The sequence below is a fragment of the Butyrivibrio sp. DSM 10294 genome, from assembly GCF_028539135.1.
Lineage (GTDB): Bacteria > Bacillota > Clostridia > Lachnospirales > Lachnospiraceae > Butyrivibrio.
Window position 1 is genome coordinate 203,715 of the sequence record NZ_JANSWL010000088.1, and the last position, 17,111, is coordinate 220,825.

The following is a 17,111-nucleotide window of genomic DNA, read 5'->3' on the forward strand; positions in this document are numbered from 1 at the left end:
AGTTTTTGATTAGAAAGAGTTTTATCAGGTAATGAGTAAAGAAATTAACATTTTAAACAGTTCAAAAGAAGAAGTAACCGATGCTGAGAGCTTAAGACAGCTTGAATTCATTGAAAAGGCTAAAGGCTATGTAGAAGATATGAAGAAGGAGCTTGGGAGGACACCCAGAGCCTGCGTAGTAACCTTTGGCTGTCAGATGAATGCAAGGGATTCCGAGAAGCTCCTTGCAATTCTTAAACTTGTCGGCTATGAGGAGTCTGACTCAGAAGATAGTGAGTTTGTAATCTATAACACCTGTACTGTCAGAGATAATGCAGATCAGAGAGTATACGGACGTCTTGGGCAGTGCAGTAATTTCAAGAAAAAAAATCCTTATATGAAGATAGCGCTCTGCGGATGCATGATGCAGGAGCAGACAGCTGTAGATAAGATTAAAAAGAGCTATAGATTTGTTGATCTTATTTTCGGAACACATAATATCTACAAGTTTGCAGAGCTCTTATGTACTTGCCTCGAATCCGACAGAATGATAATTGATATCTGGAAGGATACAGACAAGATTGTTGAGGATCTTCCCGTATTCAGAAAGTATCCTTTCAAATCAGGCGTAAATATTATGTTTGGCTGTAATAATTTCTGCACCTACTGTATCGTACCCTACGTAAGAGGCAGAGAGAGGTCAAGATCTCCAAAGGATATTATCAGAGAATGTGAGAAACTTGCTGCTGACGGCGTTAAGGAAGTAATGCTTCTTGGACAGAATGTCAATTCCTATGGACTTGATTTTGAGGATGGCAATCCCGATAAGATTTCCTTTGCTCAGCTGATAGAGGAGGTTTGTAAGGTAGAGGGACTTGAGAGAGTAAGATTCATGACACCTCATCCAAAGGACTTCTCGGACGAGCTTATTGAGACTATTAAGAACAATCCCAAGATTGCAAGACATATACATCTGCCACTTCAGTCCGGTAACACCGAAATACTTCGCAGAATGAACAGGAAGTACACCAAGGACAGCTATCTTGCTCTTGTTGACAAGATAAGAACAAAGCTTCCTGAGGTTGCCATCACCACAGACATTATTGTTGGCTTCCCCGGTGAGACCAGAGAAGATGTGGATGACACCATAGATGTTGTTAACAAGGCACATTTTGACAATGCCTTTACCTTTATTTATTCAAAGAGAACAGGAACACCTGCTGCCGGATTCCCGGATCAGGTTCCGGAAGAGCTGGTTAAGGAGAACTTTGACAGACTTCTTCTGGTGGTTCAGGAAAATGCCAGGAAGCAGGCAGAAAAGCTTCAGGGCAGAATAGAAGAGGTGCTTGTGGAGGGAGTAAACGAGCACGATTCATCTCTTTTGACAGGAAGAATGTCTAACAACACTCTTGTACATTTTCCGGGAGATGAACAGCTTATCGGAAGCCTGGTTAAGGTTTCGCTGGATGAGTGCCATGGTTTCTATTACATGGGCAAAATGGTATAAAAAAGTTTAGAGAACAGGGGATATATAAACGTGGAAAATCTTACTACGTTTAAGGATGTTGATATAGAAAAAGTTTCGCCGATGATGCAGCACTACCTTAGAACTAAGCAGGAGAACGGCGACTGCATACTGTTTTACAGATTGGGCGATTTTTACGAGTTGTTTTTTGATGACGCAGTTGTTGCATCCAAGGAGCTGGAGCTGACGCTTACAGGTAAGGCCTGCGGACTTGAAGAGAGAGCACCGATGTGCGGTGTTCCGTATCATGCAGTGGATTCTTACCTTACCAAGCTGGTGTCTCGTGGCTACAAGGTTGCAATTTGCGAGCAGACGGAGGATCCCAAGCTTGCCAAGGGTATCGTCAAAAGGGAAGTAACAAGGATAGTAACTCCCGGAACCAACCTGAATATGCAGTCACTGGAGGAGACCAAGAATAATTATCTTATGTGTATCCTCTATGCATCAGACAGGATCGGAATCTCAATTGCCGACGTGACAACCGGAGATTACTATCTCACAGAGGTAGACAATCTCAGAGCAGTATCTGATGAGATTGGCAAGTATTGTCCCAGCGAGATCATTTGCAATGATGCTTTTACCTTAAGCGGAATTGATATAAACGAACTCAAGGAGAGACAGCAGATCTTTGTCAATCCTTTGGAAGCCAGATATTTCGATGAAGAAAACTGTAAGAGGCTTTTGCTTAAGCATTTCAAGGTTTCTTCTCTGATAGGTCTTGGAGTGGACGATTTCCCTAACGGCATTGTCGCTGCCGGTGCGCTTCTTCAGTATCTTACGGATATGCAGAAATCGGATATTTCCAATATAACTCATGTCTATCCGTATCTTACCAGCAAGTACATGCTTCTTGATTCTTCCACCAGAAGAAACCTTGAGCTTGTAGAGACCATGAGGGATAAGCAAAAGAGGGGAACTCTTTTGTGGGTACTTGATAAGACCAAAACCGCTATGGGCGCAAGAACCTTAAGGTCCTTCATAGAGCAGCCGCTTATTGATAAGGAGCTTATAGTTCAGAGACAGAGCGCGGTTGAGGCTCTTTTTAAGAACGTAGTTACAAGGGAGGAGATCAGAGAGTATCTGGGCCCAATCTATGATCTTGAGAGACTTATGTCCAAGATCATCTTCAAAACAGCTAATCCCAGAGACCTTCTTGCATTCAGGAATTCCATCAAAATGATTCCTGCAATTATAACTTCTCTTTTGGATGTACAGGATGATAAGGAACTTCATGCTCTTATGGATCAGCTTGATCCTTTGACCGACATTTACCAGCTGATAGATCAGGCCATTGTTGAGGAGCCGCCACTTACCATCAAGGAGAGCGGAATCATCAAGGAAGGCTTTGATAAAGATATCGATCATTTCAGAGAAGCCGGAACCAAAGGCAAGTCCTGGCTCGCTGAGATGGAGAATGAAGAGAAGGAAAAAACTGGCATCAAGAACCTAAGGATCAAATACAGTAACGTATTCGGCTATTCCTTCGAGGTTACCAATTCCTTCAAGGATCAGGTGCCTGATTACTTCATAAGAAAACAGACTCTTACCAACTGCGAGAGATATACCACAACTGCTCTTAAGGAGCTGGAGGACACTATTCTCAATGCCCAGGACAAGCTCAATAACCTGGAATACGAGATGTTCTGCAAGATCAGAGATTCAATTGCTCTTGAGATCGATAGGATACAGGCAACAGCCAAGGCTATAGCTCTTCTTGATGTATATTCTTCACTTGCACACGTGGCTGAGAAGAACCATTATGTTAAGCCTTCCATGAATGATAAGGGAGCAATTAACATAAAAGGCGGCAGACATCCTGTAGTAGAGAAGATGCTTGATACCTCGGATATGTTTATCTCCAATGATACGTTCCTTGATAATAAAAAGCATTGTATTTCAATAATCACAGGTCCCAACATGGCCGGTAAGTCCACCTATATGAGACAGGTTGCGCTTATCGTACTGATGGCTCAGATAGGAAGCTTTGTCCCTGCTTCAAAGGCCGATATCTGTGTAGTAGACAGGATTTTCACCAGAGTAGGAGCTTCGGATGATCTTGGAAGCGGACAGTCCACTTTCATGGTAGAGATGAATGAGGTTGCTAATATCTTAAGGAATGCAACTCCCAACTCACTTCTTATTCTCGATGAGATCGGACGAGGCACTTCGACCTACGACGGACTTGCAATAGCATGGGCTGTAACTGAACATATCAGTAACAGGAAGATACTTGGCGCTAAGACACTTTTTGCAACTCACTACCATGAGCTTACAGAACTTGAAGGCAAAATGGACAACGTCAACAATTACTGTATTGCCGTCAAGGAAAATGGAGACGACATCGTCTTTTTACGTAAGATCATTAAGGGCGGCGCCGACAAGAGCTACGGTATTCAGGTAGCCAAACTCGCCGGAGTTCCCGATATGGTTATTGATAGGGCAAAAGAAATCGTGTCAGAGCTCACCGACAATGATATTACCGAGAAAGTACAGAGTATTGCCAAGGATAGCAAGGATCTTAAGAAAACCAAGGTTACTCATTACGATGATGTGGATATAGACCAGATGTCATTGTTCGATACAGTTACCGATGAGGATGTTCTTAAGAGATTAAAGGAAATTGATATTACCACGTTGACACCGATGGATGCACTTAACACGCTCTATAAGCTTCAGAGCGATCTTAAAAACAGGTGGAAAAGCTAATGGCCTTTATAAACGAGCTTGATAAAAATACCATAGATCAGATTGCTGCCGGAGAAGTAGTGGAAAGACCTGCAAGCGTTGTTAAAGAGCTTGTGGAGAATGCTGTAGATTCCGGCGCCAGCGCTATAACCGTTGAGATCAAGGGCGGCGGAATCGACATGATAAGGGTTACCGACAACGGCTGCGGCATTGAGAAGAGTCAGATAAGAAAGGCCTTCAAAAGACACGCCACAAGTAAGCTCAAGGATATAGATGATCTTTTTAATATTCATACCCTTGGCTTTAGAGGAGAGGCTCTTTCCAGCATTTCTTCCGTGGCTCAGGTTGATATGATCACCAAGACTGCCGATGATATAACAGGTACCAGATATTCCATCAATGGCGGTGAAGAAGCGGGATTTGAGGAAATAGGTGCTCCCGACGGTACAAGCCTTATTATCAGGAATCTTTTTTATAACACACCGGCAAGAAAGAAATTCCTTAAGACGCCTCAGACCGAAGGAAGCTATATCGGCGATGTGATGGAGCATCTTGCTCTTGATAATCCTACGGTATCTTTCCATTACATCAATAACAGAGAGGATAAATTCTCTACTTCAGGTAATGGAGACCTTAAGGAGCTTATTTACAGGATCTACGGAAGAGATATTTCCGTAAGCCTTGTGCCAATAAAAGCAGAGAAGAACGGAATGACTCTTGAAGGGTATCTTGGAGAGCCCTCCATCAACCGTTCCAATCGTAACTTCGAGATCTTCTTTGTGAACGGCAGATACGTTAAGGATAAGATTATTTCAAAGGCACTTGAAGAGGGGTACAAGCAGTATCTTATGATGCACAAGTTCCCTTTTGCGGTCCTTCACCTTCGCATGGATCCTGAGATGGTGGATGTTAACGTTCATCCTGCCAAGCTTGAGGTTCGCTTCAATAATCAGACTGCGCTATATGATTTCATTAAGACAAGTGTAGAAGAGGTGCTTAGCAGAAAGGAAATGATCCCCGATGCACTTCTTGGAGATGATCTTAAAGAAGCTAAAGCGCAAAAGCAAAAGGAAGCTCAGGCTGAGAAGAAGCAGGACAATGACAGCACAGCGGTTGTCATAACCCCTGTAAAAGTTGATCCGAAGGATGATGTTTTCTTCGATGACAGCGAGGCACCAAACAAGCCTAAGGCTTCACCTGAACAAGCACCGCAACGTGCTCCGGAGCCTTTTGAAAAGCTTCGCTTTGAAGAAAATCGTGTAATGGAAGAAAAGCCTGTTTATGCCACAGGCGTTAAGGAAGAGCCAATCAGAATACAGGATCCTTCCAAATCTGCACTTTGGACCAGAATATTCGGAGATTCTGACGGAAGAAAGGCAGAAAGAAGCGAGCATCCATCACCAATCATCAAACAGGAAGAGGCTATTGTTGTTGAAAAGCCAATGCAGCTCAATCTTTTTGATGAAAAGGTTCTTACCAAGGATAACGTCAAGGAATATGAGATTCTTGGTCAGATATTCGGAACTTACTGGATAATCGGATTTAAAGATAAGATGTTTCTTGTGGATCAGCATGCTGCACACGAGAAGGTTAATTACGAGAGACTTATAAAACGCTACAAGTCAGGCGATATTCTTTCTCAGATGGTTAATCCTCCGGTTATCGTTACTCTGACTTCAGCTGAGGAAGAGATGTTTTTATCCTACAGACAGTATTTTGAGAAACTTGGCTTTAACATTGAGAATTTCGGCGGCCATGAATATGCTATGAGAGCTATTCCCATCGATCTTTTTGGCTGTGAGAGCGAAAAAGTGATGTTTACTGAGATTCTGGATGAACTGTCTCACGAGACCGGACTTGACAGAACTCCTGATGTTATAAATTATAAGATTGCAAGCATGGCCTGCAAAGCTTCCGTCAAAGGAAACACAAGAATGACAAGGCAGGAGATGGAAGCACTTCTTGATGAACTGTTGACCCTTGACAATCCCTATAACTGTCCTCATGGAAGACCTACCATTATTTCTATGAGTAAGTATGAGATTGACAAGAAGTTTAAGAGAGTTGTTGAATAATGCAGAAACTTATCATTATCACAGGTCCCACTGCGGTGGGAAAGACCAAATTATCAATAAATCTTGCAAAAGAAATTGGCGGAGAGATAATCTCCGCTGATTCTATGCAGGTATATAAATACATGAACATCGGAACCGATAAGATAACACCTGAGAAAATGGCTGGGGTGCCCCATCATCTTATTGATTTTCTTGATCCAAAAGAGGATTTTAATGTTTTTCTTTTCCAGAAAATGGTCAAAGAAGCTATCGAAGATATTTCTTCAAGGGGGAAGATACCGATAATCGTTGGCGGAACAGGATTCTATATCCAGGCGGTTATCTACGATATTGATTTTACCGAGACCGATGAAGATGATTCCTACAGAAAAGAACTGGAGGAAAGAGCAAGGACTGAGGGAGTTCATGTTCTTCATGAAGAACTAAGGGCTGTTGATTCTGAATCTGCAGAAGCAATTCATGAGAACAATTCCAAACGAGTGATAAGAGCCCTTGAGTATTATAAGAAGACGGGCAAACCTATATCCCGGCATAACAGCGAACAGCATGAGAGAACCTCTCCCTATGACTTTAAATGCTTTGTATTGACAGATGATAGAAATACGTTATACTCACGCATAGACAAAAGAGTTGATCAGATGATAGAAGAGGGACTTGAAGAAGAGGTAAGAAAACTCCTTGAGATGAATATTCCAAAGACTGCAACTTCCATGCAGGGCCTTGGCTACAGGGAAATGATAGGATATCTTGAAGGAGAATATGATCTTGATAGGGCAATATATCTGATCAAGAGAAATACCAGGCATTTTGCCAAGAGACAGCTTACCTGGTATAGAAACAGGGATGATTCCATCTGGATCGACAAATCCTTGTTTGACAGAGACGACGATAAAGTTTTGAAAGAGATTTTGAGGATTTATGAACAGTAATATTTATGAAGCACTTGGTATATCCAAGGAAGTATTTGAATTTGGAGAGAAAATTTTGGAAGGACTTGCTCCGCGTTTTAAGAAAATCGATGAAAACGCAGAGTATAATCAGCTTAAGGTCTTAAAGGCCATGCAGGATAACAAGGTATCTGAGGCCTGCCTTCTTGGTACTACAGGTTATGGCTACAATGATATAGGAAGAGAGAAGCTGGAAGCTGTATATGCATCGGTTTTCCATACAGAGGATGCTCTTGTGAGACCTCAGATTACCTGTGGAACCCATGCACTTGCTCTTGCGCTTATGAGTAATCTTCGCCCGGGTGATATGCTTTTTTCACCTGTAGGTAAGCCCTACGATACCCTTGAAGAGGTTATCGGAATCAGAGATTCCAAGGGTTCTCTTAAGGAATACGGAATTGAATATTGTCAGGTGGACCTCTTAGCTGATGGCGGTTTTGATTTTGATAATATTAAAAAAGCTCTGCTTGAACATGACAATATTAAGCTTGTGACAATTCAGCGTTCAAAGGGATATCAGACCAGACCCACACTTTCCGTTGAGAGAATCGGAGAACTTATCTCATTTATCAAGTCTGTAAAGAAAGATGTTTACTGCATGGTAGACAACTGCTACGGAGAGTTCGTTGAGACGATAGAACCTACCGATCTCGGAGCAGACATGGTTGTGGGATCTCTTATCAAGAACCCCGGCGGCGGACTCGCTCCCATCGGCGGATATATTGCAGGCAAGAAGGAATGCGTTGAGAATGCTGCATTCAGGCTTACTTCACCCGGACTTGGCAAAGAGGTTGGTGCATCGCTTGGAATTCTTCCTCAGTTCTATCAGGGATTCTTTTTAGCACCGACTGTAACAGCTTCCGCGTTAAAAGGAGCTATTTTTGCTGCTAATATATATGAAAAGCTGGGATTTTCGGTTCATCCTAATGCAACCGAGGATCGTTTTGACATAATTCAGGCTGTGACCTTTGGTAAACCTGAAGGAGTAATTGCCTTCTGTGAGGGTGTACAGGCAGCTGCGCCGGTTGATTCCTTTGTTGCTCCTGAGCCTTGGGATATGCCCGGATATGATGCTCAGGTTATTATGGCTGCAGGCGCGTTTGTCTCCGGTTCATCAATTGAGCTTTCGGCTGACGGTCCGATCAAGCCTCCTTATTCAGTATTTTTCCAGGGAGGACTTACCTGGCCCCACGCCAAACTTGGTATTCTCAAGACGCTGCAGAGCCTTGTAAATTCCGGGCTTGTGAATCCTGCTGATTTAAAAGCATAAGTTTATAAAGGTTTTTATACCATACCTTTGATTTTGTGATAATATATTTAATGAGTCTTTTTGTGATCGTCCGGAAACGTACAGAGGGACTTAGATGCTTAATTCGTTTAATACGATGCTGGCAGAGGGAAGTGTCTACAGAGATATGCTTCCTTATGAAAGATTTTTGAAATTCGGTCCGGAGAGTCTGACAGACGTTGAGCTTCTCGCTATCATAATCAGAACCGGAACGAAGGATGCGTCACCTGTTGATATTGCAGGAAAGATTTTGAATATGGGTACAGGACGGGAAGGCGGACTGAACAGTCTTTTTTCCCTGTCAGTTGATGAACTCAAGAAGGTACACGGAGTTGGCGAGGTTAAGGCTGTTAAACTTAAGTGTATTGCGGAGCTTTCCAAGCGCATGGCCTGCAGTATAACCAGAAATTCTCTGGATTGCAGTTCTTCTTCACAGGTTGCGACTTTTTACATGGAGAAAATGAGACATGAGGATAGTGAGAAAGTAATTCTTCTATGTCTCAACAACAGATTGAGGCTTATTGATGAGTCGGTATTATCCATAGGTACTGTCAATTCATCTGCTTTATCGCCCAGGGAGGTGTTTTTGAAGGCACTCAAATGCAGTGCTTCCAACGTGCTTCTTTTGCATAATCATCCCGGCGGCGATCCCACCCCCAGCAGGGCGGATATAGTAATAACCAATAAAATCAGAGAATCAGGGAGTATGCTGGATATTAACCTGATCGATCACATAATAATCGGAGATAATACCTACACGAGCATAGCCGAGAAGGGGCTCATGTGGAATTAAGGAGGAAGTTTTGGCTAATATTTTCGGAATCGATCTTGGAACAAGTAATATTAAGATTTACAACAGAGATGAGGATAACCTCACAGTTGAGAAGAATATGATCGCCATCGAGAACAAGACAAATGTTTTTGCTTATGGCAATTCTGCATATGAGATGTATGAGAAGGCTCCCGATAAGATCAAGATCTCTTATCCGCTTAACAGCGGAGTTATTGCTGATATTGAGCATATGGAGACTCTGGTTAAGCTTTTCCTTACAGATCAGATGAAAGGTAATGTTAAGCCCTGCGAAGTATATATCACTGTTCCCAAGGACGTAACAGAGGTAGAGAGAAGAGCTTTCCATGATCTTATCAATGATGCAGGAATCAAAGCCAAAAAGATCATGATGGTTAAGAAGCCTCTTGCAGATGGCCTTGGAATGAATATTGACGTTATGAATTCACAGGGTGTTCTTGTTGTTAATGTAGGCTATGATACAACTGAGATCTCTATTCTTTCTCTTAGAGGTATTGTTGTAAGTAAGCTTATAAAGGTCGGTGGCAAGAAGTTTGATGAGTCCATCAGAAACGTGATTCGTAAGGAATTTGGACTTCTTATCGGTGAGAAGACCTCCGAAAATGTTAAGATTTCTCTTAAGGAACTTGAGAAAGAGGGTAAGGAAGCTGTTGTTTACGGAAGAGATATTGTAACAGGTCTTCCTGTTGAGCGTAAGATTCCTACAGATCTTCTTAATCAGGCACTTATCGAGAACTTCGATGTTATCCTTGATAACATCAAAGCTGCACTTGAGAAGACTCCTCCGGAGCTTGCTGCTGATATTTTCAAGCACGGACTTTACCTTACAGGTGGTGCTTCTCAGGTATGTCATCTTGCACAGAGACTTTCAAACGGCGTAGGTCTTAATGTTAATATCGCTGAGAATCCAATCGGCTCAGGTGCCCTTGGACTTGCCAAGATCATAAGAGAAGATCAGTACAAAGCTCTTGCATATGGAATTGAAGAGGATAAATAATGAGTCCCATTATCAAGAGAAGAGGAGACAAATTTACTCTGCCAAGTAAATATCTCCTCTTTATTTTAACAATAGTATGTACGGGAATGATTGTCATAACCTTTAATACAAGCCTGTTTACCGGACCTTTGAATTCGTTTACAGGTATTTTTATTGTGCCCTTTCAGAAGGGTATAACCACCGTTGGCACATTTCTCAAACAGTCAGGAGACAGGCTCTCATCAATTACTCAGCTTCTTTCTGAGAATGAACAGCTAAAGGAACAGATTGATGAACTAACTATAGCCAATACCAATCTTGAACAGGAAAAGTATGAGCTCACTGAACTTCGCGAACTCTATGCTCTTGATGCTCAATATGAGAACTACAAGAAGACCGGAGCCAGAATAATCGCCAAGGATGCCGGTAACTGGTATTACTCCTTTGTGATTGATAAGGGAAGCGACGATGGCATTGCCGTTGATATGAATGTTATTGCCGGCGCAGGTCTTGTGGGAAGAGTAATGGATGTAGGACCTGATTGGGCCAAAGTACAGTCTATAATCGCAGATAATTCTTCTGTTTCAGGTATGGTTCTGTCTTCCTCGGATAATCTGATTGTATCCGGTGACCTGGAATTATACAGCCAGGGACTTATAAATTTTTCCAAGCTTGTTGACGAAGCAGATAAGGTTAAAGTGGGAGATAAGATTGTTACTTCCAATATCAGTGATAAGTATCTTCCCGGAATCCTTATAGGTTATATTTCCACGCTTGATGATGACTCCAACAATCTTACCAAGTCAGGAACACTGACACCTGCAGTTGATTTTGAGCATATGAATGTTGTTCTTGTTATTTTGGAACAAAAGAAAGACACCAATCAGTAAAGGTACCCGATGAATATCAGAAGAGTATTAACGAACTTCATCTTAATAATTCTTTCATTTATAGTGCAGACAACGGTATTCAGAGTTCTGGATTTCGGTGATATAGCACCTAATCTTCTGATGATCCTTACGTCAGCCACAGCCTTTATCAAAGGTGACAGACAAGGCCTGATCTGCGGTTTTTTCTGTGGTCTTTTGGTTGATGTGTTTTTTGGCACATATATAGGCTTCTTTGCTCTGATCTATATGTATATAGGGTTCGTGGTAGGTAAATTCCATGAGATATTCTATACTCAGAATATTGCGATTCCCATTGTCATCATAACAATCTCGGATTTTGTTTTTGGATTTGTCTGCTATGTTCTCATGTTTTTGTTCAGAACAAAGTTCAATCTTGGTTACTATATGATGAATGTGATTATTCCTGAAATGGTCTACACGGCCATTGTTGCGATATTATACTATCCTTTGATTCTGCGGATAAATAACGATATAGATGAGAAGGAAGAAAAGGAAGCAAAGAAATTTGTTTGATGAATTTAAAGAGAATCTGATTAAATTCATAACGTCCAGAGCTGTGATGGTCTGTGGAGTATTGATCCTTCTTGCATCGATCATGATCTATAGACTTTTTTCGCTACAGATAATTAATGGTGAGTATTATCTTGATTCATTTAAACTGCGAATCAAGAAGGAAAAAAGCATTCCTGCAGCCAGAGGCAATATCTATGACAGAAACGGCAATCTTCTTGCTTACAACGAGCTGGCCAATTCTGTCACTATTGAAGATGTTTATAAATCCGGCTCCGGTAAGAACAAGAAGATCAACGCTACGCTTGATAAGCTTATTGAAATAATTGAAAAGAACGGCGACAGTGTCGATCAGGATTTCAATATTATTATCAACGATAGCGGTAATTATGAATTTACAGTTGAGGGCAATTCACTTCTTCGTTTTCTTGCGGATGTTTACGGCCATGCTTCCGTTAATGACCTCAAATACGAGGAAAAAACAAAGTCAGCAACAGAGGTTGTGGATGATCTGTGCAAGACCTATGGAATAGGTTCCAACGAAGTGGAAGATGACAACTCTACTTTTACCCCAAGACTTGGCTATACGCCTGACAGGGCACTTAAGATACTGAATGTCAGATTTAACATGGCGGCAAATTCGTATCAGAAATACATTGATACTATAGTAGCTTCTGATGTCAGTGACAAAACAGTAGCTGATGTTATGGAGAATTCCGAGAGCCTTACCGGTGTCTCAATCAATGAGAGCACTGCAAGAAAGTATGTTGACTCAGTATATTTTTCACAGGTACTGGGTTATACAGGCAAGGTATCTGAAGATGAACTTGCCGAGCTTGTTTTGACTAACCCTTCTTACGGAATTAACGATACTGTTGGAAAGTCCGGTATCGAACAGGCCATGGAGAGTGTTCTTCAGGGCAAAAAAGGTTCAGAAACCGTATATGTAGATAATACAGGTCAGGTAATTGAGACCAGTAACTATGTGGATTCTGTTGCCGGTAATGATGTATACCTTACAATTGATAAGGATCTTACTGAGGCTTGCTATAACATTATTGAGCAGTCCCTTGCCGGTATTCTTGTTTCAAAGATACAGAATGTCAAAACTTATACTTATACTTCAGCCTCCAGCTCCAGTAACATCGTAATACCGATTTACGATGTCTATTTTGCTATGTTTGACAATGATGTAATTAACATCAATCATCTATCCGCTAAGGATGCCAATGAAAATGAGCAGGCAGTGTATGCAGCCTTTGTTGAGAAAAATGAAAATGTTCTTGAGCAGATAAAGACTGAGCTCAATGAGAAGAAAACTCCTTATGATCAGTTATCCAAGGAATACCAGTGGTATATGAGTCATATTGCTGCCATGCTTTATTCCAATGGTATTTTGGACACATCCAAGGTGGATAGAGAAGATTCCATGTACATTGCCTGGACTACAGATGAGACTATTTCACTTGCAGAGTACCTGAAATATGCCATTGCGATGAACTGGATCGATGTTTCCAAACTGGAAATTGACAATCAGTATGCGGATTCTGAACAGATTTTTAATCAGATCGTTACGTATACCTCTAAGGTTCTTGAAACAGATTATGATTTCCAGACAAGAATGTACAAATACCTTCTTCTTGACGGATATATTAGCGGAACACAGGTATGTGATGTACTTCTTGAACAGGAAGCCGTTACTCTTGATGAAGACGAGCTTTCTTTATGGCAAAGAAGCGGTGAGAGTGCATACAGCTTTATGATCAACAGAATTCAGAAGCTGGATATCACCCCTGCGCAGCTGGCTTTGGACCCTTGTACCGGATCCATGGTTATTACGGATGTTAATACCGGTGATGTGCTTGCGCTTGTTTCTTATCCCGGATATGACAACAACATGATGGCCAACGGTGTTGATGCGGCCTACTATGCTAAGCTTCGAAGTGATAAGTCCAATCCGCTGTATAATTATGCTACGCAGCAAAAAACTGCTCCGGGTTCTACTTTCAAGATGATATCATCAACAGCCGGCCTTAACGAAGGAGTTATAACAACCGACTCAATCATATACTGCAACGGTATTTTTGATAAGCTTGATCATCCGCCAAAATGCTGGGTTTATCCCAGAGCCCACGGAGGACTTAATGTGACCGGTGGAATCAGGAATTCCTGTAACGTATTCTTCTACGAAGTTGGTTACAGACTTGGTATTTCGGGAGATTCCTACAAATCAGATGTCGGTCTTGAAAAGATTGCGAAATACGTTGACCTCTACGGACTTACTGAAAAATCAGGTATTGAGATAGCTGAATCAGAACCTCAGATATCCAATCAGGACTCTGTAAGAACAGCGATTGGTCAGGGTAATCAGGCCTATACAACAGTAGGTCTTGCAAGATATGTTACAACTGTAGCTAACAGCGGAACCTGCTACAATCTCACATTGGTAGATAAGACAACGGATTCCAACGGTAACCTTCTCGAAGAGAATTCTGCAGAGATAAGAAGCACCATCGATATGCCTGATTCCTACTGGAATGCGATTCATCTTGGAATGCGACAGGTGGTTCAGGATAAGCCTTATTACACCAATCTTGGCGTAAATGTTGCAGGTAAGACCGGTACAGCCCAGGAATCAGCCAACAGGCCTAACCATTCCCTTTTTGTATGCTATGCTCCTTATGAAAAGCCTGAGATTGCCATTGCTACCAGAATAGCTAATGGTTATACATCCGCTTATGCGGCTCAGATTACCAAGGATGCGCTGGTTTATTATTTTGACCTTATGGATGAGGATGAGATCATTTCTGGAACAGCACAGACCTTGCAGGATGGCGCTATTAATGCTGATTAAAAAGGAAATTTTTTTATGATAAAGAAGTACAAAATAATCAATTATGATTTCGCACTGGCTGCGATGTCCATAGCGCTCACGATAATAGGGTTGTTTGCCATTAGTTCGGCTCAGCCTTCCTTTGTGACCAAGCAGATAGCCGGACTTGCCGCAGGAATATTCCTGATGGTATTCATTTCCTTATTGGATTATTCTTTTTTGATTAAATTGTATATTCCCTTTTATATTGTAAATGTGGCACTTTTGGCATTGGTTAAATCTCCGCTGGGAAGTACCACAAACGGTGCCCAGAGATGGATTAATATTTTGGGAATCACCTTCCAGCCTTCAGAGACAGCCAAAATTTTATTGATTTTATTTTTTGCGCAGTTTATTATGAAATATAAAGATAAAGTTAAGCATTTGGGTTTTGTTTTAATCTGCCTTATTCTCTTGGCGGTGCCATTGGGCCTGATTGCAAGTCAGCCGGATCTTTCTACCTGTATCATGGTAATGACAATCTTTAGCTGCATCATGTTTGTTGCCGGAATCAATTGGAAGATAGTTGCGGCGGTACTAACTGTATCCATACCAACAGTTTTATTTGTAATTTATAATGCTGTACAGGGTGAGAGCAGTATCCTTGAACCTTATCAGCAGAGGCGTATTCTTGCGTGGCTTCATCCCGAGGACTATGCCAATTCCGAGGCTTATCAGACTATTAATTCAATGATGGCCATAGGTTCCGGGCAGCTCTACGGCAAAGGTTACAATACCAATGAGATCAGTTCCGTTCTAAATGGAGGATTCATCTCAGAATCTCAGACAGACTTTATTTTTACTGTTATAGGCGAAGAATTGGGATTTATTGGAGCTTTTATTGTTATTCTCCTGATTCTTTGTATCTCAGTTAAATGCTTTTTGATATCACTAAAAGCCAAAGACAGAGCCGGTGAGGTAATTGCTGCCGGTGTAGGAGCCTGGGTCGGATTTCAGGGGTTCATCAATATTGGTGTTGCAACGGGAGTTATTCCCAACACCGGTATTCCGCTTCCGTTCGTAAGTTATGGTCTGACATCGCTTCTTTCTGTCTATATGGGAATCGGCTTTGTTTTAAATGTAAGACTCCAAAGTAACAAATATAACCTGGGGAGGGTGTAAGTTAATGAACATCGCACTTATAGCACATGACGCAAAAAAGAGACTTATGCAAAACTTCTGCATTGCGTACAGAGGTATTCTTAGTAAAAATGATCTTTTTGCTACAGGAACTACCGGAAGACTGATAGAGGAAGTAACCAACCTTTCAATTCATAAATATCTCGCAGGACATTTGGGCGGCTCACAGCAGCTCGGTGCAGCAATTGAACATAATGAAATTGACCTTGTGATCTTTCTTAGAGATCCTCTTACTGTCAAATCTCATGAACCGGATATCAATAATGTCATGACTCTTTGTGATATGCACAATATACCTGTAGCAACCAATCTTGCGTCCGCAGAACTGCTTATTAAATCACTTGACAGAGGAGACCTTGAGTGGCGTGAAATGTATAAATAAGCTGACAGCTGTTATACTGAGCCTTGCTGTTAGCGTTTCTGTATCCGGTTGTGCCGGATTCTCTTATTCATCTAAATACACACTTGATTCATCTGAGGCAGGCAATAGGCAAAACATGTTTTATCCTACATATGCCTCAGAGATTTGTGTTGTTAATTCTGATATTACTGAAGCCGGAATTTCTATCGATGAGGGCCTCAGTGCCGGTCTTTTTGACTTAAAAAACAAAGAAACCCTATATGCACTTAATGTAAATGAAAGAGTGATGCCAGCCAGTCTTACCAAGGTAATGACGGCTTATTGCGCGCTCAAATACGGAAGCCCGGATCAGGTTCTTGTTGCAGGCAGCGATGTTGGAGTAACAGAGAGCGGAGCGCAGAAGATCGGCCTTAAGCAGGGAGACAGAATGACTCTTGATCAGGCTCTTAGGATCCTGCTTATCTATTCAGCAAATGACGTAGCTAATCTTATTGCTTCAAATATTTCAGGTTCAGTGGATGAATTTGTGGAACTAATGAATACTGAGGCTAAGAAGCTTGGCGCCACCAATTCTCATTTTGCCAATCCGCATGGTCTTACCGCTGATGAGCATTACGTCACTGCTTATGACATGTATCTGATGTTCAATGCTGCCATGCAGTATGATACCTTCAGTGAAATAATAAATATGACTGAATACAATACCACATATCTGGATTCGGCAGGAGGAGTCAAAGAGGTATCCATCGGCACTACCAATGCTTATCTTGCCGGCAAGAGCTCCGCGCCTACAGGCGTTACCGTTATCGGTGGAAAGACCGGTACAACTCAGGCTGCAGGCCATTGTTTGATACTTCTTGCAAGAGATACCAGTGGCAATCCTTATATTTCCGTTATCATGAAGGATAGTGACAGCGGAACCCTTTATTCTGACATGACCAAGCTCTTATCAGTTATCACAAAGTAGCATGAATACTGATAATTCGAGCCATTTTACATAAATTTAATAACGTTTGTTTTAATTTAATAAT

Annotated in this window: 13 protein-coding genes; all 13 read left to right on the forward strand. The window is 41.6% G+C overall.

Features of this window, described 5'->3' with window-relative positions; all coding sequences use genetic code 11:
- The first annotated feature begins 31 nt into the window (after positions 1-31).
- The 13 genes from miaB to NXH67_RS17030 all read left to right on the forward strand — a co-directional run bounded on the left by miaB (position 32) and on the right by NXH67_RS17030 (position 17,047).
- Positions 32-1,486, forward strand: coding sequence for a tRNA (N6-isopentenyl adenosine(37)-C2)-methylthiotransferase MiaB (miaB, locus tag NXH67_RS16970; protein WP_022777147.1), 1,455 nt, complete (start codon positions 32-34; stop codon positions 1,484-1,486).
- Between the two features lie 81 nt (positions 1,487-1,567).
- Positions 1,568-4,210, forward strand: coding sequence for a DNA mismatch repair protein MutS (mutS, locus tag NXH67_RS16975; RefSeq protein ID WP_035787746.1), 2,643 nt, complete (start codon positions 1,568-1,570; stop codon positions 4,208-4,210).
- Entirely contained in the window at positions 4,210-6,264 is a 2,055-nt protein-coding gene (gene mutL / locus NXH67_RS16980; protein ID WP_022777145.1) for a DNA mismatch repair endonuclease MutL, read from the forward strand. Before mutS ends, mutL begins: the two co-directional genes overlap by 1 nt.
- A complete protein-coding gene (miaA, locus tag NXH67_RS16985) occupies positions 6,264-7,193 on the forward strand; it encodes a tRNA (adenosine(37)-N6)-dimethylallyltransferase MiaA (protein ID WP_272798152.1) in 930 nt (309 codons plus the stop codon). Before mutL ends, miaA begins: the two co-directional genes overlap by 1 nt.
- Entirely contained in the window at positions 7,183-8,481 is a 1,299-nt protein-coding gene (locus NXH67_RS16990; protein WP_022777143.1) for a methionine gamma-lyase family protein, read from the forward strand. The genes miaA and NXH67_RS16990 overlap by 11 nt, the downstream gene beginning before the upstream one ends.
- A 94-nt stretch (positions 8,482-8,575) precedes the next feature.
- On the forward strand, positions 8,576-9,292 hold the full coding sequence (gene radC / locus NXH67_RS16995) for a RadC family protein (RefSeq protein WP_022777142.1): 717 nt from the start codon (positions 8,576-8,578) through the stop codon (positions 9,290-9,292).
- 10 nt (positions 9,293-9,302) lie between these two features.
- On the forward strand, positions 9,303-10,307 hold the full coding sequence (gene mreB, locus NXH67_RS17000; RefSeq protein WP_022777141.1) for a rod shape-determining protein: 1,005 nt from the start codon (positions 9,303-9,305) through the stop codon (positions 10,305-10,307).
- A complete protein-coding gene (gene mreC, locus NXH67_RS17005) occupies positions 10,307-11,176 on the forward strand; it encodes a rod shape-determining protein MreC (protein WP_022777140.1) in 870 nt (289 codons plus the stop codon). Before mreB ends, mreC begins: the two co-directional genes overlap by 1 nt.
- 9 nt (positions 11,177-11,185) lie before the next feature.
- Complete coding sequence (gene mreD / locus NXH67_RS17010) at positions 11,186-11,710, forward strand: rod shape-determining protein MreD (protein ID WP_022777139.1); 525 nt, start codon at positions 11,186-11,188, stop codon at positions 11,708-11,710.
- A complete protein-coding gene (locus NXH67_RS17015) occupies positions 11,703-14,561 on the forward strand; it encodes a penicillin-binding transpeptidase domain-containing protein (RefSeq protein ID WP_272798154.1) in 2,859 nt (952 codons plus the stop codon). Before mreD ends, NXH67_RS17015 begins: the two co-directional genes overlap by 8 nt.
- A 15-nt stretch (positions 14,562-14,576) precedes the next feature.
- The gene (locus NXH67_RS17020; protein ID WP_022777137.1) at positions 14,577-15,701 is read left to right on the forward strand and encodes an FtsW/RodA/SpoVE family cell cycle protein; all 1,125 of its coding nucleotides are present in this window, start codon (positions 14,577-14,579) and stop codon (positions 15,699-15,701) included.
- Between the two features lie 4 nt (positions 15,702-15,705).
- Positions 15,706-16,101, forward strand: coding sequence for a methylglyoxal synthase (gene mgsA, locus NXH67_RS17025; protein ID WP_022777136.1), 396 nt, complete (start codon positions 15,706-15,708; stop codon positions 16,099-16,101).
- Positions 16,085-17,047, forward strand: coding sequence for a D-alanyl-D-alanine carboxypeptidase family protein (locus NXH67_RS17030; RefSeq protein WP_022777135.1), 963 nt, complete (start codon positions 16,085-16,087; stop codon positions 17,045-17,047). Before mgsA ends, NXH67_RS17030 begins: the two co-directional genes overlap by 17 nt.
- Positions 17,048-17,111 lie beyond the last annotated feature (64 nt).